This is a genomic window from Porphyromonas bobii, from assembly GCF_943169685.1.
Classification (GTDB): Bacteria; Bacteroidota; Bacteroidia; order Bacteroidales; family Porphyromonadaceae; genus Porphyromonas; species Porphyromonas pasteri.
Map to the genome: position 1 here is coordinate 13,986 of NZ_CALPBU010000011.1, position 19,811 is coordinate 33,796.

The 19,811-nt window shown below is 55.5% G+C and carries 11 protein-coding genes and 1 rRNA gene; 1 reads left to right on the forward strand and 11 read right to left on the reverse strand.

Annotated elements, in window-relative coordinates:
• Positions 1-15 precede the first annotated feature (15 nt).
• Positions 16-573 carry a DJ-1 family glyoxalase III gene (locus KO088_RS08685; protein WP_215494407.1) on the forward strand — a complete coding sequence of 186 codons (558 nt, stop codon included), beginning with the start codon at positions 16-18 and terminating at the stop codon, positions 571-573.
• Positions 574-1,073: 500 nt separating this feature from the next.
• Here KO088_RS08685 and KO088_RS08690 read toward each other — a convergent pair whose 3' ends face one another.
• The 11 genes from KO088_RS08690 to rrf all read right to left on the reverse strand — a co-directional run bounded on the left by KO088_RS08690 (position 1,074) and on the right by rrf (position 19,798).
• The gene (locus KO088_RS08690; protein WP_215494408.1) at positions 1,074-2,039 is read right to left on the reverse strand and encodes a PorV/PorQ family protein; all 966 of its coding nucleotides are present in this window, start codon (positions 2,037-2,039) and stop codon (positions 1,074-1,076) included.
• A 12-nt stretch (positions 2,040-2,051) separates the two neighbouring features.
• The gene (locus KO088_RS08695) at positions 2,052-4,805 is read right to left on the reverse strand and encodes a S8 family serine peptidase (RefSeq protein ID WP_215494409.1); all 2,754 of its coding nucleotides are present in this window, start codon (positions 4,803-4,805) and stop codon (positions 2,052-2,054) included.
• Between the two features lie 380 nt (positions 4,806-5,185).
• The gene (locus KO088_RS08700) at positions 5,186-6,775 is read right to left on the reverse strand and encodes a BACON domain-containing protein (RefSeq protein WP_215494410.1); all 1,590 of its coding nucleotides are present in this window, start codon (positions 6,773-6,775) and stop codon (positions 5,186-5,188) included.
• 63 nt (positions 6,776-6,838) lie between these two features.
• Positions 6,839-8,497, reverse strand: a complete 1,659-nt coding sequence (locus KO088_RS08705; protein WP_215494411.1) for a BACON domain-containing protein — start codon at positions 8,495-8,497, stop codon at positions 6,839-6,841.
• Positions 8,498-8,536: 39 nt separating this feature from the next.
• Positions 8,537-10,171 (reverse strand): BACON domain-containing protein, encoded by a 1,635-nt coding sequence (locus tag KO088_RS08710; protein ID WP_215494412.1) that lies wholly within the window; start codon positions 10,169-10,171, stop codon positions 8,537-8,539.
• A gap of 158 nt (positions 10,172-10,329) precedes the next feature.
• The gene (locus KO088_RS08715; protein ID WP_215494413.1) at positions 10,330-11,397 is read right to left on the reverse strand and encodes a hypothetical protein; all 1,068 of its coding nucleotides are present in this window, start codon (positions 11,395-11,397) and stop codon (positions 10,330-10,332) included.
• Positions 11,398-11,468: 71 nt separating this feature from the next.
• Complete coding sequence (locus tag KO088_RS08720; RefSeq protein WP_215494414.1) at positions 11,469-13,115, reverse strand: BACON domain-containing protein; 1,647 nt, start codon at positions 13,113-13,115, stop codon at positions 11,469-11,471.
• 1,233 nt (positions 13,116-14,348) lie between these two features.
• Positions 14,349-16,007 (reverse strand): BACON domain-containing protein, encoded by a 1,659-nt coding sequence (locus KO088_RS08725; RefSeq protein WP_215494415.1) that lies wholly within the window; start codon positions 16,005-16,007, stop codon positions 14,349-14,351.
• Between the two features lie 179 nt (positions 16,008-16,186).
• Positions 16,187-17,848, reverse strand: coding sequence for a BACON domain-containing protein (locus KO088_RS08730; protein ID WP_215494416.1), 1,662 nt, complete (start codon positions 17,846-17,848; stop codon positions 16,187-16,189).
• Positions 17,849-18,474: 626 nt separating this feature from the next.
• Positions 18,475-19,608 (reverse strand): hypothetical protein, encoded by a 1,134-nt coding sequence (locus KO088_RS08735; protein ID WP_215494417.1) that lies wholly within the window; start codon positions 19,606-19,608, stop codon positions 18,475-18,477.
• An 80-nt stretch (positions 19,609-19,688) separates the two neighbouring features.
• Positions 19,689-19,798: ribosomal RNA gene (gene rrf / locus KO088_RS08740) — 5S ribosomal RNA — on the reverse strand.
• Positions 19,799-19,811 lie beyond the last annotated feature (13 nt).

Genomic DNA, 19,811 nt, shown 5'->3' on the forward strand with positions numbered 1-19,811 from the left:
TACCAAGTTATTCATATGTCTAAGAACGTGTACGTCTTCCTTGCGGAAGGCTTTGAAGAAATCGAGGCCATCGGGACGATCGACCTCCTGCGCCGTGCAGGCCTGCCCACGCACATCGTGGCCGTCGGTCTGGAGCCCAACGTCACGGGGGCACATGGTATCGCCATCCAGGCCGACCTTTCTATCAGCGAGGTCTACAATGATGACGTCCTTGCACTCGTCCTCCCTGGCGGGCTCCCTGGTGTGACGAACCTCGACGCTTCACAGCGTCTGCATCAGCTCATCCGCGAAGCTCACCAAGAAGGCAAGCTCCTCTGCGCTATCTGCGCCGCACCCTCCGTCTTCGGTGGTGCTGACCTCCTCGAGGGGAAGGAAGCTATCGCCTACCCAGGCTTTGAGAAGAACCTGAAGGGTGCTAAAGTCTCCGAAGCTCCCGTCGTCAAGAGCGGGCACATCATCACGGCTAAGTCCGCGGGCTATACCTTCGACTTCGCCCTCGAGATCATCACCGCTCTCGCTGGAGAAGAGAAGGCAAAGGAAGTGGCCTCAGGTATCATCTACACGCGCCACTAAGTCGCCCCCTTACAGCAAAGCGAAGCGCTCCCCTACCTCACTCGGAGGTAGGGGAGCGTTTCCTTTTGTAGCAAACAGCTCGAGGCTATAGAGCATTCCTCTACTAAAATCACCTACCAGCTCCACGACGAATCTTTATCCTCTGCAGTGGAGGAAGCATGAAACAATACTGATATGCCTATATCTTGGTACGTAGTCTTTAGAGCTACGCACGGAGATCATATAAGCCACGCACGTGGATGATAAATCTACGTGCGTGGATATAAGGCTATCCCTATTGGTGCGAAGGATAAACCCATAGTCCTCGGGAAGAATAGCTGTTGAGAGTCAAGATAAATCCAGAGAAAGAGCGTGCCTCCTCCCACCATTGGTGTTGAGAGAAGCTACGTGCACGATGTCGCAGCTCGCGATACCCCTTCGCCGAGGACATAAAATAGGTAGACGCAGGGACCTACGAGAGATCCCTGCGCCTACTCACTAACAAACAAACCGCAGCTTGCCTATAAACTTAGGCCAACTGTAACCCAGAGAGAGGATTTCCCTCCAGAGTAGGTCGGTGCCATATACGTGGCATCGAGGGCTAAGGGCTTGAAGCGCAGGCCGAGCCCTGCACTCACGCCCTTCGCACCATTGGTATCATACTGATAGCCGGCACGCAGTGCTACGAGCTGGTGGTAGAGGTATTCCCCACCGAAGTGGATAGCACTTGATGCGGCATTCGAAGGAGCGAAGAAGTAGTCTACGCCTGCGCCGAGGGCCAGACGATGCTCACCGCTGATGCCGTAGCTGATCTCACCACCGGCGCCCGCATAGGCGGGGGCATAGGTCGAGCTACTCTTGGCGCTCTGCTTGTACTTCGCACCAAGGTTATCGACCTTCGCACCGAGGATGAAATTCATCCCCGTAGCGGATGGCTCTTCGCTACTGCGGAGGAAGACGCCCCCACCGAAGACCATCGTTGAGGCAGCAGCCCCTTGGTCGGTGTAGACGTAGCTCCCCTTAGCGTAGGCAGAGAAGACGCCCATACGGATAGCGTAGCCGAGGTCGACGGTGTAGTCGAAGAGCTGGCGCGTCTTCTTCTTAGCGTTCTCATTCTGGTCGATCGGCGTGTACTTCATACCACCGAGATAGCGGAAGCCGCCGAAGAAGGCATGACGTCCGACGCAGATGCCGAGCGAAGCATTGTAGAGGTTATTCGTGCCGTCGAAGCCCTCGACCTTGCCGAGGGTACGAAGACCGCCACCGAGAGAGAGGACCGTCTCGCCGTAGAGGAGCGAGGTGGGGTTGGTGTAGAGATGAGATACATCGCTCTCACCATAGTGGTTTCCCCCGAGGGCTGCTGTCTGCGCGCTCTGAGCATACTCGAGGATAGGCAGGGCACGTGTCCCCTTGATCTTCTGGGCCTGCAGCGTGGAGGTAGCGCAGAGGCCAGCTGCGAGCAGCAGGATAGATGCTTTGGTATTCATAGGTAGGATGCGTTATTTCTTGACAAAAGCCTTAGTGTAGCTACCCTGAGCGGACTGCACACGGAGCGTGTAGGCGCCTGGGGCGAGGTTCTTGACGAGGAGCTTTACCTTACCGATCCCAGCGACGGTGTAGTCACGGTCAAGAGCCTTGACACCGGAGAGGGAGTAGATCTGGATGTTGGCGCGCTGGATAGCGGGATTCAGCACGATGTTCAGCTCCGTCGTAGCGGGGATAGGATAGACTGAGTAGACGGGCTCAGAGGCATCCTTGACGACACGTACAGGGATAGACGTCTGCACGGGCGTGCTGATACCATCGGAGGCCTCTACCTGGACCTGAGTCGTACCCGTCTTCAGACCACGGATCGTGAGCTTACCATCTTCGGCGATAGCGGCCGAAGCGATAGAGCCGTCAGCGACGCTGGCCTTGTAGGTAATAGTCACGCCGTCACTCTTCTCGAGCGAAGGTGCTACCTCTACCATCGTGGACTGGCCCATCCCGACGACGTGGTTGCCGAGGGAGGCGATGAAGGCAGGAGCCTTATAGGTGTAGACTTCGAAGGGGATCGTCAGCTCGGTCTTTGCCCCGAGGACGTCGGTAGCGGTGACCTTGATCTCGTGATTGCCGACGGGAGCTACAGCACGCAGCGAGAAGATGACCTTGTCACCGCTGACCTGATAGCTCACCCCACGGGTCTCACCAGCGACATTGATGCTGACCTTCTGCTGGTCGGGATCAGAGAACGTGACAGAGAAGGTTTCCTTCGTGAGAGCAGAGACGCGGATCTTCTTGTCGGTAGAGAGCGTCAGCACAGGAGGATTATTCTTCTTCGTCTTGAACTGACCCATCGTCAGGCCCGACTTGAGGCCCCAGCGGTCGATAGCTTCGATAGCGATATGATAGGTGGTATTCTCCGTCAGAGCACTCAGCGGGAGGAACATCTTCGTGCCAGCAGCATAGCCCGTAGCATTGATCTTGGCATAGTGGACATCCTTTGCATTAGCATCGGTGATCTCCTTTTCGGAGAGGTAGACGTTGTATTCGACAGGCGCATCATCGTCTTCGTCGCTGACAGCAGCCCAAGAGATGTTGGCCGTGACGAAGGAGACTTCGTCGACATTGATCTGAGAGACCTTAGCAGGAGCCTTGCCCTTATTTTCAGCGAAGACAGCCGAAGCATCGATATAGCCACGACCCATACGACCTGGGTAGCCCGTGAGCGCATCGATATTCTGAGCCTTCAGAGCACCGAGCAGGCGCTGCTGACACTCGACGTTCGTGAAGCCCTGGCGGCCGAAGTGCGAGACGATAAGGGCGGCGATACCAGATACGTGAGGACAAGCCATCGAGGTACCCTGCATATAGCCGTAGTCCTTACCCGTAATCTTCTTAGAGAGCGTACTGAGGACTTCACCCTGAGGATAGTGAGCGTCACCACCAGGAGCGGTGATATCGACCCAGTCCCCACGGTTGGAGTAGTAGGCAGACTTCCAGTCAGGAGCCATCGAACCGACGGCCACGACAGGAGGATAAGCCCCTGGGAAGGAGCGGTAGTCCAGCCCGTCATTACCCGCAGCGAAGATGACTACCCCACCCTTCATAGGCGAGTTGGGTAGCTGATTACCATCCTTGTCGCAGCCAGCGTACTTGATGAAGTAGTCGATAGCAGCCTTCTGGCTCTGAGGGATAGCGGTGATGTTGGCCTTGTAGATATAGCCCCAAGAGTTCTGGCTGATGACAGCACCGTTATTGGCACTGTAGACGATAGCGTTGGCGCTGTTACCGCCTTCACGTTCGCCCCCGAAGATCTGACAGCTCATCAGGCGAGCCCCAGAGCCTTCGGTACCATCACCCCCAGCGATACCAGCGACACCGATACCATTGTTGTTGCGAGCTGCGACCGTACCTGCGACGTGCGTACCGTGGGACTCATCGTCGGGATAGATCTTACCATTGTTGTGGATGAAGTTGAAGCCGTTGATATCGTCGATGAAGCCGTTGCCATCATCGTCGACACCTTCCTGACCATTGAGCTCCTTCTGATTGACGAAGAGGTTGTCCTTGAGGTCTGGATGGGTGATATCAATACCACCGTCGGTGATAGCGACGATGACGTTAGGCTTACCTGTTTCCTTTTCCCAAGCCTTGAAGAGGCCGATGTCAGCACCAGCGACGCTGCGAGGGAAGCGGCCGGTATTGTTGTAGTGCCATTGGTCGCCGAGCATAGGGTCATCGAAGGGAGCTGCGGGAGCATCGCTTCTATGAGGAGCATCGACAGCTACAGCCTTGCCCGTAGGACGAGCGATCTCGTAGACGGGCTCAGTGTATTCGATCTCGGGCGTAGAGGCAAGGGTCTGCATAGCCCCCTGGAGGTCCTGCTGCTTATTGAAGCGGACGACGTACCAAAGGTCCAGACCTTCACGGCGCATACGTTCCTCGAAGCGTGGGTCAATGGGGAAGAGGGGCTCGAGGGATTCGGTGCCGATGCTACGCAGGGACTGAGCCATCTGCGAGGGCAAAGAACTCATCGAAGCGCCATTAGCATCGAAGGCACGAAGGCTGCTCTTGGCTGAGCGCTGGATGCGGAAATAGAGGACCCCAGCCTCTGCCCCTTGGGTAGACAGGAAGGCACGAGCGGGTGTAGTGGGGCTACCGGTCTCAGAGGCCTGAGGCTCTCTCTGAGGTGTCACTTCATCGAAATCCCGCTGACAGGAGGTAACGGCCAGTGCCGAGAGAAGTGACAGGGTCAGTATAGATCGTTTCATTGTCGTAGTCTTATATGTGTGTTTAGACTAAGGCGCCTGTCGCTGGAAGGGACTTCACCACGAGGGGCGCAGGAGGGAAGATCGTTGGGCGGGCATCCCGAGGTTAGTGAGGCGGGTATGCGAGCCAGAGGGAAGATGGAGATGAAGGGCTTACTTGTCTTCATCTCCATCAGCCTATGGGAGGGGGGCTAACCCCTCCCACGGCTGCGAGATGCGGGTCATGGGAGGCGGTGGGCTGGAGGTGAGTCACCCACCGTGAGATGCACGATCGGGCGATGCATCTTGCTGTGGTGTCCTTAGTGGTGGTAGTGCTGTGTGTGCTGTGTGACTCTTGTGGTGTGTATGGAGATTATAATGAAGATTGATCGGATGGCATAGGGCTACTTCTTGCGACGAGAGAGATGGCGCTCCAGCGAGCTACGGATAGCCGAAGCATCAGCCGAAGGCTTGTCATAGTAGCACTGGATCTCAAGGATCGACTTCCCGCCCTCCTTCACAGGTGTGAAGATATAGGCCTTACCTGTCTTCTTGTTGAAGAAGGCTTCATTCCCGCCAGGGAACGTACCATAGAAGGGGAAGCCCGCAGCAGCCATAAATTCCATGACTTCACGCGTCAGATGGAGCTTACCGACGGGGTCACGCCAGAAGGCCAGACTCAGATCAGCATACGCGGCCTGCAGCCCTTGGACATGATTGATATAGGGGTCACCCTCGGGGATCTCTGCATCAGCTGTCGTGTAGAAGTAGCCACGAAGCAGCTCGGTCTCACGATCTCCCGTAGTAGACTCAGGGATGAAGCGATCGTATCCAGGCTCACTGATCTTCGTATCCAAGCTGCTCTTCCAAGTCTTCTCCTGAGCACGCACCTCATCCTGCGAGGCTCCAAGCTTGCCTAAAGGACGACTGCCGAGGAAGGCATCTTGACGATGCATCGGGAGCTTAGTGAAGGTGGGATAAGCCTTATCCTGGATAGCCAGATAGACCGTGCGGATGGAAGCATCATCTGTCCCGAAGACGACGGAGAGGAGTGCTGGGAAGTCCTTCTTCGTATAGACAATCACCTTGCCTGCCTTCTCTTCATGATCGCGAGTGAAGCCATACTCGAGGAGGAAGGCTTCGAAGTCGGGATTGTCCTTGACCAGCGAGATATCGGTACACTGCGTACGAGTAGCATAGTAGACCTCATCGTTGTCCTGGCTGTACTGGTACTCAATATAAGGGATGAGCTTACTACGGGTCATGAACCGATAGGAGGCATTGCTCGAGAACCCATCGGGGACGCGCACCATGATATGCCCTCGACCCTGCTCATACTGCATCACCTCGCCAAGACGTGCTGGGAAGGTAAGCAGGGGCAAGACATAGGGCAGTGAGCCCTCCTGCTCTACAGCGAGCTCTTGGACGCTATTGCCGCTGGCGATAGTCACCTTGGTCGTGCGGCGAAGCTTCTCCGTCGTAGGCTTTGCCACGAGGGTGAAGCCGTCACGACTCTGTGACTCGACCGTCAGCCAGTCTGTGCCAGGGGCCAGATCGACACGTAGATCAGCTGCATTCGTCTTAAGGCTCACCGTCTTACGCCCCCCTTCACGGAAGAAGGAGATCTGCATGGTCTCGGGCTGAAGCAGAATATCAGCAGCACTCTGGCGAACGGAGATACGACGCTGGGTACCACCAGCATTGACGATGACAGCACCTGTACGCTCACGGCCCATCTCGTTAGCCTCGGCCTTCACATGGAGGGTATTACCTTCCTGACGAAGGGTAATCCAAGAGGCCTCTTGCGGGGAGAAGGACATCCAAGTATCACGATTCGTCGAGATAGTCACGGTCTGTTCGCCGGCTTCTTTCGCAAAAGTCAAGCTCTCTGCGGAGAGATCCAGGGTAGCCTCCTCCACATCGCTCTGCCCTTGACAGGAGGGGAGGAGCATGAGGAGCGCGAGGGCACCAAGTAGGTTCAGTAGATGCTTCATATTAGAAGTAGGTAATTTGGAGCGTGCTGGCGGGAGGTGCCCGCCAGCACGAGTGAATGTGGATCAGCGGCGGGACTGGAGGAGACGCGTCTTCTGCAGATGACGGCTGATGGTCTCTACGATACGAGCACGGCGCTCGAAGAGGTTTTCCTTCTTAGCAGCCTTCAGGCGGGGAGCAGAGCCAGCACCACCAGGCAGCTCAACGAGGAAGGTCTGGATCTCAAGGACGGGCTTACCATCCAGCTGAGCAGGGTGCAGGATGTAAGCAGCCTTCTCTGCAGCATTGTAGTAGGCGACGAAGCCACCATTGAGCGTACGGAGGTAGTTGTAGCCATTATCCTTGAGGAGCTGCTCCATCTCCCTCGTCACATAAGACTTGCCGAGAGGGTCGGTCCAAAAGCCGAGCGTGACGTCGGCGAAGATGGCCTGCGTCGTGAAGACTTCGCCTACAAAGGGGTCATCAGCAGGGATATCTTCGCTGGGCTGGAGGTAGAAGTAGCCACGGTGAGACTCACCTTCGAGCGAACCCTTAGCGATGAAGCGCTGGTAGTCTTCGCGATTAGCGCGGGGGTCCTTCACATCGAGTTCGCCCTTCCATTCGACTTCCTTCTTAGCGACATCATCTCGCTTGTAGCCGTGGATACCACGACCGCGGTCACAGTTCAGAGCCAGCAGCTGCTTCATAGGCAGGTGGTCGAAGGTCTTGTAAGCCTTAGGCTGACGGGGCATATAGACCGTCTCGAGGAGTGCTTCACCCGAGGAGTCGAAGGCTACATTGAGGTTGTAGGGAAGGGAGCTGTGTACATAGACGTCCTGACCTGCATTGCTCAGAGCGTCGGACTTCTGATAGCCACGACCCTGCAGGTAGGCGACGAAGGTAGGATTGTCCTTCACCGTCTTGTCATCGAGACAGAGCTGGATCGTGGCCTGGAAGCCCTTGCTACGCTCGTGCTCGAACTCATACTCGATCAGAGGGAAGAGCTCGCTCTGCGTAGCATAGCGGAAGACGACGGCACTACCACGGGTGAAGCTACGCGTCAGCTCGCTCAGACGGCCACGCTCGAAGCGGATGACATCCTTGAGCCCTGCGGGGAACTGCTGCAGGGGCAGGACGTACTGGTTGGCACCATCCTGAGTGACCTCGATCTCCTTGAGCTGGGCACCAGCTGTGATGACGACCTTCACCGAGCGGGGCGCATCACTTTCGTTGCGCTCAGCGGCGAGGGTGAAGCTTGACTTCGTCACTTCGGCGAGCTTGAGCCAAGAGGCTTCGGCTCCGATCTCCACCTTAGCAGTGGTGTTGCTCTCGAAGACAACCTTCTTCGTACCCCCTTCGATGGGGAAGACAAGGCGCTCAAGGTCGGTGGCGAGGATGACGTCGCCAGAGGCCTGACGGACGGTGACGCGCTTCTGCAGGCCACCAGCATTGACGATGACCGAGCCGACGCGGTCGTTGCCCAGGTCATTGGCCTCAGCACGGACCTTCAGAGTATTACCCTCCTGTGTGAGGCTTAGCCAGGTGGCTTCCTGTGGGGAGAGGGCGGACCAACTTTCCTTGTTCGTCGAGACGGTGAGGGTCTGCTCTGAAGCCTCCTTAGTGAAGGTCAGTGTCTCGGTGGAGAGATCCAGGGTAGCCTCCTCTACGTCGCTCTGTGGGCTACAGGCGGGGAGCAGGGCGAGGAGGGCGGAAAGACCCAAGATACGGCTGATTGTCTTTCTCATCTTGTTTGTTGTTAGTTAGTGGATATAAACTTGGAGCACTCAACGTATGGCACGCTGAGAGAGGGCATCCAGACGACGGAGGAAGGCGGCACGCTTCTTCTGTGAGGTGCGGTGGTTCATGAACTCCTGGACGGAATTCGACCCATCATCGATCTCGGTGTAGTAAGCCTGGACGTCGAGGACGCGCTGCTCCTGATAGAAGAAGATACGTATGGTGTAGGCTAAGTTCTTCGCACGATTAGCGAAGGCATAGCTGGCATTCTGCGTCTGGCCCATATACTCGTAGCCGGCGGAGGTGAAGAGCTTCATCACCTCATCGGTGAGGTGATAGTGCCCGTCGATCTCATCGTACCACAGAGCACGCTCAAGCTGGGGGAAGTAGCCCAAGACGCTATTCACGACACCCAGATAGGGGTCGTCCATCTGCGTCGGGGTGATGATGTAGAAGTAGCCGCGGATGACCTCATCTTGGAAGGAGTGCTTGGGCTTGAAGAGGTCGTAGAAGTCGGGGGTATTCTCAATGCGTTCGCTCCCCTCGGTCTGCTCGAAGGCACGTACATCCTCCTGCTTCTTACCCTTGATATCCAGCTCACGGCTCCCGAGGAACTCGATCTGGCGCTTCAGAGGCATCTCGCTGAAGGTGGGGAAAGGCTTTGTCTGCGTGGGGTTGTAGACGAACTGCACCTTCGCCCCGCCCGTGAAGATCGTCACGAGGAGCTGCAGAGGGAGCTTCGTATTCTCATACAGCGTGTAGACCAAGTCGGGCGAAGAGCTCTGCTTGACAAAGCCATAGGCAGCTACGGCTTCGTCGAAGTCCTTGTTCCCCTTCACGAGATCCTTATCCGTATAGATGAGGGTAGCGATAGAGAAGCCGGGGCTATTCGTCGCGCTGAACTGATACTCGATGAGTGGCACGACCTTGCTCTTCGTCAGGAAGCGGAAGCTGGGGTACTGCTCCTTCGTCTCCTCACGGGAGTAGAGAAGCGTATTGCCTCGCTCATGCTCGTAGCGGACGATATCATAGAGGCGTGAGGGGAAGGTCAGCATGGGGAAGATGTAGGGAGTGAGTCCCAGCTGGGTGACCTCCAGCTCACGGACGGCCGTCCCTGCGGTGAGGGTGATCTTAGCCGTGCGGTTGTGCTTGTCGGCATTGGCCTCTGCGACGAGAGTGAACGTCTTAGCCGTGCGCTTATCGACACGAAGCCAAGAGGCACCCTCGGCCAGCTCGATGGTGAGAGCATCGCTATTGCACTCGAAGCTCACCTCGCTTGACCCGCCCTCAGCCTGGAGCACGACCGACTCAGGAGCCTCCAGGAGGACGTCGGCCGCCGTCTGATGCACGGTGACACGACGCTGCAGGCCGCCAGCTTGGACGAGGACAGCCCCCGTGCGCTCCTGCCCAGAGGCATTCGCTTGCGCTCCGACATAGAGGGTATTGCCCTCCTGTCGTAGGGTGATCCACGTAGCCTCCTGCGGGGAGAAGGCTGACCAGCTGGACTGGTTCGTCGTGATGGTGAGGGTCTGCGCCGTGCCCTCACGTGGGAGCGTCAGAGCGGTGGCAGAGAGTTCGAGGGTAGCTTCCTCCACATCGCTCTGAGGGCGACAGGAGGGGCAAAGGAGGCTGAGTAGGAATACGCTCAAGATCCCAAGAAGGGCAAAGTGGAAGCGTCTCATGGTGGTAAAATTGCGTGTGGTGTGTGGAAGGTGTGAAAGGAAGAAAAGTAGCTGTTCGTTATAAGCAGTCTGATTTGATATGGAGAGGAAAAGCTGGAGGCGGGGCGAGATCTCCCCGCCTCCAGCGGGAGTTTATCTATAGAGGTTGAGTGGGATACTTAGTCCTTGTCGTAGTAGACTTCCGCGACGAGCTCGACCCCCTCACGAGATCTGTCAGGGTCGCCCCCCCAGAAATCGAAGCCGTAAGTCAGGCGCGTACCATAATTCCGGAAGAGTCGCTGAGGAGTACCAAGGAAAGTGAAGCCAGCCTTCTCCATCAGACGTGTAAGTTCATCGGTGGCGACATAGCTCGTACCTCGTGCGTCGTAGCGGATCCCCAGACCAAGATTCTTGTACCTACATCTGATCTTATAGATGCTCCTGTACTTACCCTTCAGACCATACTTTTCATCACCATGGTCGTAGAAGAAATAGGTACGCTTGTACTCTCCATCAAAGGAGGTCTTCACCTCGTAGGTGCGACTCCCATGGGAGATATGCTCTTCACTCCCCAGCTTTTCCTCAAAGGCGCTGACCTCATCTATCGTCTTGCCAGCAAAGCCCTTCAAGGGATTCTCGAGGTAGTGGAGCAGATTCTGCATGGGCACCTTCGAGAAGGTCGGATAGTGCTCATTGGGATACTGCGTAGGCTCATATCTGAACTCAAGCAGCCCCTTACCATTCTTCTCACGCACGAGAAGTCGCAGCTCGGGGTAGTACTTGTTCTCATAGTAGGTCCAATACAGGCCTCTACCTTCAGAATAGCTACCCTTATGGAAGAAGCCATGGCGAGCGACGACCTCATCAAACTCCTTATTGTTAATCACCAGCTTGGGATCCTTGTAGGCTACAAATACGGTCTCAAAGCCAGAGACAGACGCATTGCCATACATGTAGGTTATACTCAAGACGTCCTCACTCTTGGGCTTGTAATTGTAGTACTTCCCAGCAGGGAACTCTTCTACCGACTCAAGCACGCTACCCTGCTTCGCTTCGTAGGCCTTGATGGCATCGAGCGTAGAGGGATAGATGAGCAAGGGGAGGGTGTAGCGCCCGTTGTCTATCGGTACCGTAGGACGGGGTCTGGGATTAGGTTCGTCCCCCGAGCCATTGCCGCTACGGCTACACGAGCTGAGGGAGAGAGCCCCCACACAGAGGGCCAGGAGCAGATGAGATGTACGCTTCATAAGCTGATCTAAACGGGATATAAATTAGATAAGGAGCCAAGGCCTAAAGCCTCTATCTGGCTACGATAATACTAATGGGAAGCCCGACGTAGCGCACGTGGCGCGACGAGTTCGCTCAGTCGGCGCAGATCCTCACGACGCTGCTTGACCGAGGCTCGATAGTCGAGCTGGGAAGCGAGGGAGGCATTGGCACTCTTGACCTTAGCATAGATCGACTGGACTTGCAGTACCTGGGTCGCCCCATCATCTACTGCGCGCAAGACATACACCTGGAGCCGCTCCTTATTATAGAAGGCGTAGTCGCCATTCTTCAGCTTCCCGAGGTAGGGATAGCCTACCCCTGCAAAGAATGAACGCACTTCATTGGTCAGATAGTGCTTTCCGGTGATTTTATCTTGCCAGTAACCCATGGTGATGGGGAAGAAAGCATTGACCCCGACGCAGACATCGATGAAGGGATCATCCTCTGCGATCCCCTTGTCAGGGTTAGCCACGACGAAGAGATAGGCACGTACATCCTCCCCATCGAAGGACTTCTTCACCTGATAGACATCAGCTGAGGGATCGCCGACATCGAAGTATTCGCTACCCAGCGCTTCTTCATCCTTGCGGATCTCAGCGCGCTTCTTACCCGCCTTATTTAGCTCACGATTGCCCATGTAGGCAGTCATGCGAGTCATAGGCAGCGTGGTGAAGGTCTTGTAAGCCTGGGGCTGCTGGGGCTGGTAGGTGAACTCCAGCTTCACGCCATCGGAGAAGTAGTACGTCTGCAGGCTCACGGGGATCGTCGTGCTCGTGTAGACGGCCATCTGATCGGTGCTCTTGCTGAGCGTGAAGCCGTGGTCCTTGAGATAGGCTTCGAGGGCGGGGACATCCTCCTTGGGGTTGAAGCCGAAGAAGAGGGTCTCAGCCGACATGAAGCCGGGGCTGAGGGGGACGTTGAACGTGTACTGGATGAAGGGCACGGTCTTATCCTTCGTGAGGAAGCGGTAGACCGAGGGCTCATCTTCGCCACCATTGACAGACTCGAGGAGGATATGACCTCTGCCCTGCTCGTAGCGGATGACCTGATAGAGGTCAGCGGGGAACTCCAAGAGGGGTAGGAGCGTCGAGGGAAGACCTTCCTGCACGACCTCGATCTCCTGAATGCTATTGCCACGGATGACGTTCACCTTAGCAGCACGGCGTAGCTTCGTAGCGTTGGCCTGTGCGATGAGGGTGAAGCCCTTGGCACTGGCAGCTGAGATACTCAGCCAGTCCGTGGGGACGGCGAGCTCAGCCTTAGCATCCGCCGAAGCCTCAGCGAAGGTAATGAGATGAGAGCCTCCTTCGAGGCCGAAGGTCACCGTTTGCTCCAGCGTGAGGCTTGCCTCACCGGCTGACTGACGGATAGCGATGCGACGCTGCAGGCCTCCGGCATTGACGATGACCGACGTTGTGCGCTCTTCGCTGCGAGGGTTGGCAGGGACGCTCACACGGAGGGTACTCCCCTCTTCTTTGAGCTTGACCCAAGCGTCTTCTTGTGGGGAGAAGGCGCTCCAGTTCTCGCGGTTGGTAGTGATCGTGACGACCTGCTCACCGCCATCCTTAGTGAAGCGGAGGGTGGAGGGAGACAGCTCAAGGGTGGCTTCCTCGACGTCGCTATCAGGCTTACAGCCGGTAGGTAGGAGGAAGACGAGCGCCAGAAGCGCTAATAAGTAGGTAGATATGGACCTCATGGTGGGTACAGAGTAGGAGGACATTGGCCTCTCCGCTTCGGTGACGAGCGTGTGTGCTAAGTGTGTCGCCTGCGGGTGGAAGAAATGGGTAGAGACGGATATAAGCGTGCGATCTACGAGGTAGCGCAGCTGGAGTTTGTCTGGTGTAGAATGCCTACAGATCCCACGGAGCGAAGCGCTCTACGGGCAGAGACATAAGAAGGCGATAGGGAGGACGAGCAGCGGACGAGCTATGAAGAGGGTACTGTGGTGGTAGCTCCGTGCGTCGTAGGCGTGTGGTGGGTGCGAGGTGTATCGTGTGTGTGGCCGAGAGGTGAGCGTCTTGTGTGGAAGGAAAACAGGGCTTCCAAGGCTCTATCTACGCGGAGGGAGGCCGCCCCAAGCCGACGTAGTTGAAGGGATTCTTCGTGAGCCTCAGTAGCCCAAGGGCATATCTGAGGTTGATGATTCGATCATGAGTGTTCTGTATTTGCAGAGGCTTTGTGCCTCAACCGTGGATCAAAGTTAGAGATTTGTTTCGGGAAATCCAATACTAACGAGCATAAAGTTAGCCTTACACTTTACTGTCATACACCGCACCGTCTCAAGGGGGAAATTCTCATCACAGACGCCACCTCCGCCCCGACATCACACCCCATACATTCCGAGCGAATTAGCACATCACGAGAAGCATCCTATAGAGGAGCCCAAATCCAACCTATATTGCTCGGCGGGCTGACCTATATTGGTCAGTTCACGGACCTATATAGGTCGTCATCGTGACCTATATAGCTTTGTGAAGTGACCTATATTAGGTTGTTGCTCCGCGTAGGGATAAAAGTTGTGGACGAGTGGCAGATAAGTTTGGACTACGTACGTGGCTCTAATATCTACGTACGTGGATATTTGGATGTGCGTGCCTAGTCTTTAAGACTACGTGCATAGATGAGGAAAAGCCTCTACGGGAAGGCGCTTTTTCCTTCACGAGAAGGACACTTTTCCCTCCACAGAATAAGAGGAATACTCGCGATAAGGCGAGAGGCTTGTGTATCACTTCGGAGAGGTATATCGGGTAGCTGAGAGCACGATGCCTTAGCACAATAAATAGAGAGCAGGACTCTCCTGCAACAGTCTCATATAGGTCAGCCCGCCGACCAATATAGGTTCGCACTACCCCGCTCGTGAGGAAACAGAAATAGGGCGCCCGGGCCGAAGCCCGAACGCCCTATCCGTGTGGTGCGGTACACGGGAAGATTAGTGCCCGAAGATAGCCTTCAGCTGAGCAGCGAAGGCACGATCCTCAGCCTGCTGAGCACGCAGGGCGCGCAGGTAGCTGGGATAGTCGGAGAGGGTAGCCACTGAGAGGGTAGCGGACTTGTTACCACGGTCAGCGTAGGTGGCTTGGATCTCGAGGATATAGCGGCCTTGGTAGGTCTGCTTAGGTACAGTGAAGATGAAGGCGAGCTTCTTCTCCTTGTTGTAGTAAGCCTTACTATAGCCTTCGAGGTTCTGCAGGAAGGTATAGCCGTTGTCTTCAAGGAGCTTGATGACTTCATTGGAGAGGTGGAAGTCGCCAGCATAGTCACGCCAGAAGGCCAGCTCGGTATTGTGGTAGATGGCCTGGATCCCCTTGACAGCATCCACGTATGGATCATCTTCGGGGATCTTCTTGTACTTGTCAGCGACGATATAGAAGTACCCACGAGCGAACTCGCCGTCGAAGGCCTTCGTCACCATGAAGCGGTCGTAGTACTTACGATCGTGTGGTTCAGCCCATTCAGAGCCCCATTCAGCTTCCTGCTTGCGGATCTCAGCACGCTTAGCCTTCATGATGTCCAGCTCACGGCTGCTGAGGAGCTTGAGCTGCTCGGCCAGAGGCATGACGTCGAAGGTCTTGTAGGACTTGCGCTGCGTGGGGCGATAGGTCGTGGTGATGACAGCACCCTTAGGCTGGATCGTCACCTCGATCTGGAGCTGGAGGCTTTCGCTGGTGTAGGTCGTGGTCTTACCGTCCTTAGAGATCGTAGGAGCATCGAAGCCCTGTTCCTTGACAAAGGCCATGAACTCAGGATTGTCCTTGACGAGCGTGCTGTCGGCACAGATAGACATAGCAGACTTGAAGCCTGGAGCACTGGGGTCAGTGAACTCATACTGGATGAAGGGCATCGCTTCACTGCGCGTAGCCACGCGGTAAGAGGTCGTATTGAAGAGGCCGTCAGGGAGCTGGATAAGGGCGTTACCACGAGCCATTTCTTCGCTCATCACGGTAGCCAGCGAAGCGGGGAACTTCAGGATAGGCAGGACGTACTGTACAGAGCCTTCCTGGATAGCTTCGATTTCGGTGAGGGTCGTACCGACGGTCAGGAGGACCTTCACACGGCGACGATACTTCTCAGCACTTTCCTTCGCAGTGAGGACGATGCTGCCATCAGCGATGCGATCGATGGTGAGCCAGTCTGCTGGGGTAGCCAGCTCGGCCTTGACGGCACCGCCATTGCTCGAGAAGGTGACTTTCTTCGTGGCACCAGCCTTGGGGAAGAGCACGAAGGTATCCGTCATCTCGATAAGGCCGTCAGCTGCACTCTGAGTGACAGCGACACGGCGCTGTGCTCCACCAGCATTGACGATGATCGAAGCGGAGCGATCGACACCACGATCATTGGCGCTGGCCTTGACCTTGAGCGCATTGCCCTCCTGTGTGAGGGTGAGCCAAGATTCCTGGGTGGTGAAGGCAGTCCACGTGTCCTTGTTCGTCTTGACGGTGAGGGTCTGTTCGCCACCATCTTTAGTGAAGGTCATGAGCTGCGTGGAGACATCGATAGTAGCTTCCTCGACGTCGCTTTCGTTCTTACAGGCTGGCAATAGGAGGAGCAGGCCCAAGCAGCCGATGAGGTACTTGAGATACGATTTCATAATGTGTCTTTGTGTGTGGGGATGGTGAACCCAAGGCGAGGCGGTAAGGTAGGGCCGATCTCACCTGAGGGGAGTGTGTGATGTGTGCGTCTGGTGACGGAGTCATACGCCCCAAGGAGGCAGGGTGCCCGGAGCATATCCTGGGCACCCTATCCTCTTAGAGGGGAGTGACCGCAGCCTTAGCGGAAGAGAGGTGAAGCTAAGATGCGGCGTTCGAGACGACGGATACCTTCGTCGTGAGCCTTCTGAGCGCGGATGCTACGTCCGTAGTTGGAGAGCGTAGCGATAGAGCTAGCGCCACCAGCCTCGATCTTTTCGTAGAAGGACTGCATTTCGATGATGGGTTTGCCCTTATCGAAAGCAACACGCATGACGTAAGCCTGCATCTTATCCTTGTTGTAGAAGGCATGGTAACCCTTGTTGCCTATAGGACGGAGGTAGGGGCAACCAGCTTCCTTGAAGAGTGCAAGCACTTCCTTCGTCAGAGCATAGCGACCGATAGCATCCTTCCAGAATGCCAGCTCAATGTTAGAGTAGACAGCCTGTGCACCGTGCATATAGTCGATGTAGGGGTCATTTTCTTCGATCTTATCTTCCTTAGAAGGACGGATGTAGAAGTAACCGCGATAGATTTCTTCTTCGAAGGCCGTAGTACCCGTGATGAAGCGGTCGTAGTTGTCCTGCGTGATAGATTCATCGCGCTTAGAACCCCAAGCTTCTTCCTGCTTACGGATGTCGTCCTTCTTCTTGTCCTTGATGATCTTGAGTTCGGGATTGCTCATCATCTCGGTCTGATGCGTCATAGGCAGCGTCTTAAAGGTAGCATAGTCCTTATCCTGCTTAGGAGCATACTTAGCCGTGATGATAGCACCACCTGTCTGGAAGGCTACCTGGACCTGCATGGACAGCTTCTCATTGGTATAAGTGACGGACTTGCCATCCTTACCAACTTCCTTCGTTTCGAAGCCATTTTCCTTGAGGAAGGCATCATAGTCGGCGTTGTCCTTGACCAGAGTCACATCATAGCAGAGCGTAGAGGCAGAAGAAAATCCGGCAGCCGTTTCGCTACTGAATTCATACTGCATGAAGGGCATGATCTTACTCTGCGTAGCGAAGCGGTAGAGCGTCGTGTTGAAGAGTCCGTCAGGGAGCTTGATCAGTTCGTTGCCACGAGTCTTTTCGTAGCGGATCACTTCAGCGAGAGTAGCGGGGAACTTCAGGTAGGGAAGTACGTAGTACATGATCCCTTCTTGAGTGACTTCGATTTCCTTGATGACGGTACCTACGGTGAGGTTGACCTTGACGCTACGCTTGACCTTCTCCGTGCTTTCCTTAGCGGTGAGGACGATAGCCGTAGGAGTGACCTTGTCGATCGTCAGCCAGTCGACAGCCGAAGCGAGCTCAGCCGTGACGTTGCCACCGTTGCTGGAGATAGCGAGCTTCTTCGTTTCCCCTGCGGCAGGGAAGACGAGCGAAGTAGCGTCAGCATCGAGGATGACGTCAGCAGCGCTCTGCTTGACATCTACGACGCGCTGCATGCCGCCAGCGTTGACTACTACGGAAGCAGCACGATCCATGCCGCGGTCATTGGCTGTAGCCTTGACCTTGAGGGTATTCCCCTGCTGCTCTACGGTGAGCCAAGAGCGTTCGGTGGTGAAGGCTGACCAGCTGTCCTTGTTGGTCGAGACGGTAAGCGTCTGCTCGCCGCCATCCTTGGTGAAGGTCACACTCTGGGCCGAGAGATCAAGGGTAGCTTCTTCGACGTCACTTTCCCCCTTACAGGCGGGGAGAAGGAAGAGAAGCGCCAAGCAGCCCAAGAGATACTTGATATGGAGTCTCATAATTGTAGTTGCGTTAATGTGGTGTCGAGAGGGTACACGAGGTGCCCTCTGGGAATGTGCGTAATGGTAGGACTGCATCCCTGAGACACCTCGGGAGGGGACTCTGGGAGCGTATGAGACGGTATGGTGGGGACAAAGGCTTGATGATGCGTGTATACGACCCTTAGCGAGGATCGGGAGGAGCCTTTGCGTGTGCGTGGTGGTGTCCGCCGAAGCGGGGGAAGGGGTATGTGGCCGAGTGAGCGTCTGTCGGGTGTGTCGGGGAAGTAGGAGGACTGCTCGAGCTCTAAATTGCGCCGTGGGAGGCCAACCCAATGAGGGGCGTAGGTGGGATTACCGAGAGCTCCAGGAGCCCAGAGAGTTGTCGTGGGAGGTTTGTTTGTTCATATTGCGTTTGCTATCGATCGGAAGCATAGAGCCCCGAGATCATGTACCAAAGGTAGAGAATAGTTTTGTGAATAACAAGCAAGCCCACAACGGCCCGATATTCCACCACACCTCTCCCTCATATTAGCTCACAGAGGCGCAAGGTGAAGCATGCTCCCACTACCCTATTAAATGGGCTCACCCCGACAAGCAGCACTTGTCGGGGCGAGCCTATGATTTAGCGGTCTGAGACCGAAAGCTTAGAGGTTCACAGAGCGAACAACCAGCGTCGTCATCACACCACTGACAGCGATTCCATTGGCCGCTATGAGCTCGACTCCAAGCGTCACGGTACCAGCAGCCTTATCATAGCGAGCCGAGTTGATAGCAAAGCGTGCATCCTCGAGGTAGATATCACGGGTATCATGCCCGCCAGAGAGCACACCTCTCAAGTGATCACCATCCCAATGCAATTCACCGCCGTAGGTATTCTGGATACCTGGACTGGCGAGCTTGATCCAGTAGTTAGCATTATCCTGTACCAGCTGCAGGACGACAGCATCCGTGATCGTCTTACTCTTCTGAATCTTCTTCAGTCGATCTCTCATGCGCTCATTGAGCTCTCCTGAGGTAACGAAAGTAAGCTGCCTCTGGAGTGCTGAGAGGGGCTTGAAACCCTTGGCCTCAAAGTCAAGTACCACGACAGGGTCCTCCATGCCCGTACCTACGAGATGTACCAAACCACGGAACGAAAGGTAATTATTCGAGTGGTCTGCACGCGCATCCGTCAGGACGACAGCATACTTCTTACGATCATACCCCTTCAGGATCTCCCCTGCACTTGCTGGGAAGAGATGAGCAATCCCACCGAGGTAGTACTGCGGAGCAAAGTCCTTATTCACCTCGAACTTCTGCATGAAGTAGTCACGGCGAGAGACGGGGATACGCAGGACAGACGTCCCCGAGATGTGATTGTATCGGACCTTGCAGGCGATGTAATCATTATAAGAGCCATGCTCTTCATACTTCATATCCACCAGCTCCAGCAGCTTCAGATCTTCCGAGGTAAGCGTATAGGGCTCTCCATCGAGGTCGGAGGCCTTGAAGGTCACGAAGGGAAGTAGGTCTTCCAGCTTGATGGCATCCTTATTACCACGCCAAGCGAAGTCTTCGATCTTCAGCTTACTCAGCATCTCTCTCGTCTTCTCCTGGATAGGCTCTACGACCATACGCGTAGCGATGTGATAGTCCGAAGGCTTAGGCACCGAGGGCATGGGCTCTGCGGACGATACCGGAGGCGTAGGCTCGGGAGTGGGTTGGGGCATATCCTCCTTACAGCTCGTAACAAAGCCGAGCGTAAGGAGCATGGAGAAAAGAAGTATCTTCTTTGTCATACGCAAATAAAGAATCAAATGGGTAGACGTATAAACGACGATAGGGTGACGAAGCTTGCACTCCATCACCCTATCTCTTAAAATGGCGGCTACCTACTCTCCCACGAAACGCAGTACCATCGGCACGATTGGGCTTAACTTCTCTGTTCGGAATGGGAAGAGGTGGAACCCCAACGTTATAACCACCTAAATATCTCTGTATT

What these genes read in the sequence shown, in the direction of transcription:
- KO088_RS08705 (WP_215494411.1), bottom strand. Translation starts at nt 8,497, where the DNA reads ATGAGAAAGACAATCAGCCGTATCTTGGGTCTTTCCGCCCTCCTCGCC.
- KO088_RS08700 (WP_215494410.1), bottom strand. Translation starts at nt 6,775, where the DNA reads ATGAAGCATCTACTGAACCTACTTGGTGCCCTCGCGCTCCTCATGCTC.
- KO088_RS08690 (WP_215494408.1), bottom strand. Translation starts at nt 2,039, where the DNA reads ATGAATACCAAAGCATCTATCCTGCTGCTCGCAGCTGGCCTCTGCGCT.
- KO088_RS08720 (WP_215494414.1), bottom strand. Translation starts at nt 13,115, where the DNA reads ATGAGGTCCATATCTACCTACTTATTAGCGCTTCTGGCGCTCGTCTTC.
- KO088_RS08710 (WP_215494412.1), bottom strand. Translation starts at nt 10,171, where the DNA reads ATGAGACGCTTCCACTTTGCCCTTCTTGGGATCTTGAGCGTATTCCTA.
- KO088_RS08685 (WP_215494407.1), top strand. Translation starts at nt 16, where the DNA reads ATGTCTAAGAACGTGTACGTCTTCCTTGCGGAAGGCTTTGAAGAAATC.
- KO088_RS08715 (WP_215494413.1), bottom strand. Translation starts at nt 11,397, where the DNA reads ATGAAGCGTACATCTCATCTGCTCCTGGCCCTCTGTGTGGGGGCTCTC.
- KO088_RS08695 (WP_215494409.1), bottom strand. Translation starts at nt 4,805, where the DNA reads ATGAAACGATCTATACTGACCCTGTCACTTCTCTCGGCACTGGCCGTT.
- KO088_RS08730 (WP_215494416.1), bottom strand. Translation starts at nt 17,848, where the DNA reads ATGAGACTCCATATCAAGTATCTCTTGGGCTGCTTGGCGCTTCTCTTC.
- KO088_RS08725 (WP_215494415.1), bottom strand. Translation starts at nt 16,007, where the DNA reads ATGAAATCGTATCTCAAGTACCTCATCGGCTGCTTGGGCCTGCTCCTC.
- KO088_RS08735 (WP_215494417.1), bottom strand. Translation starts at nt 19,608, where the DNA reads ATGACAAAGAAGATACTTCTTTTCTCCATGCTCCTTACGCTCGGCTTT.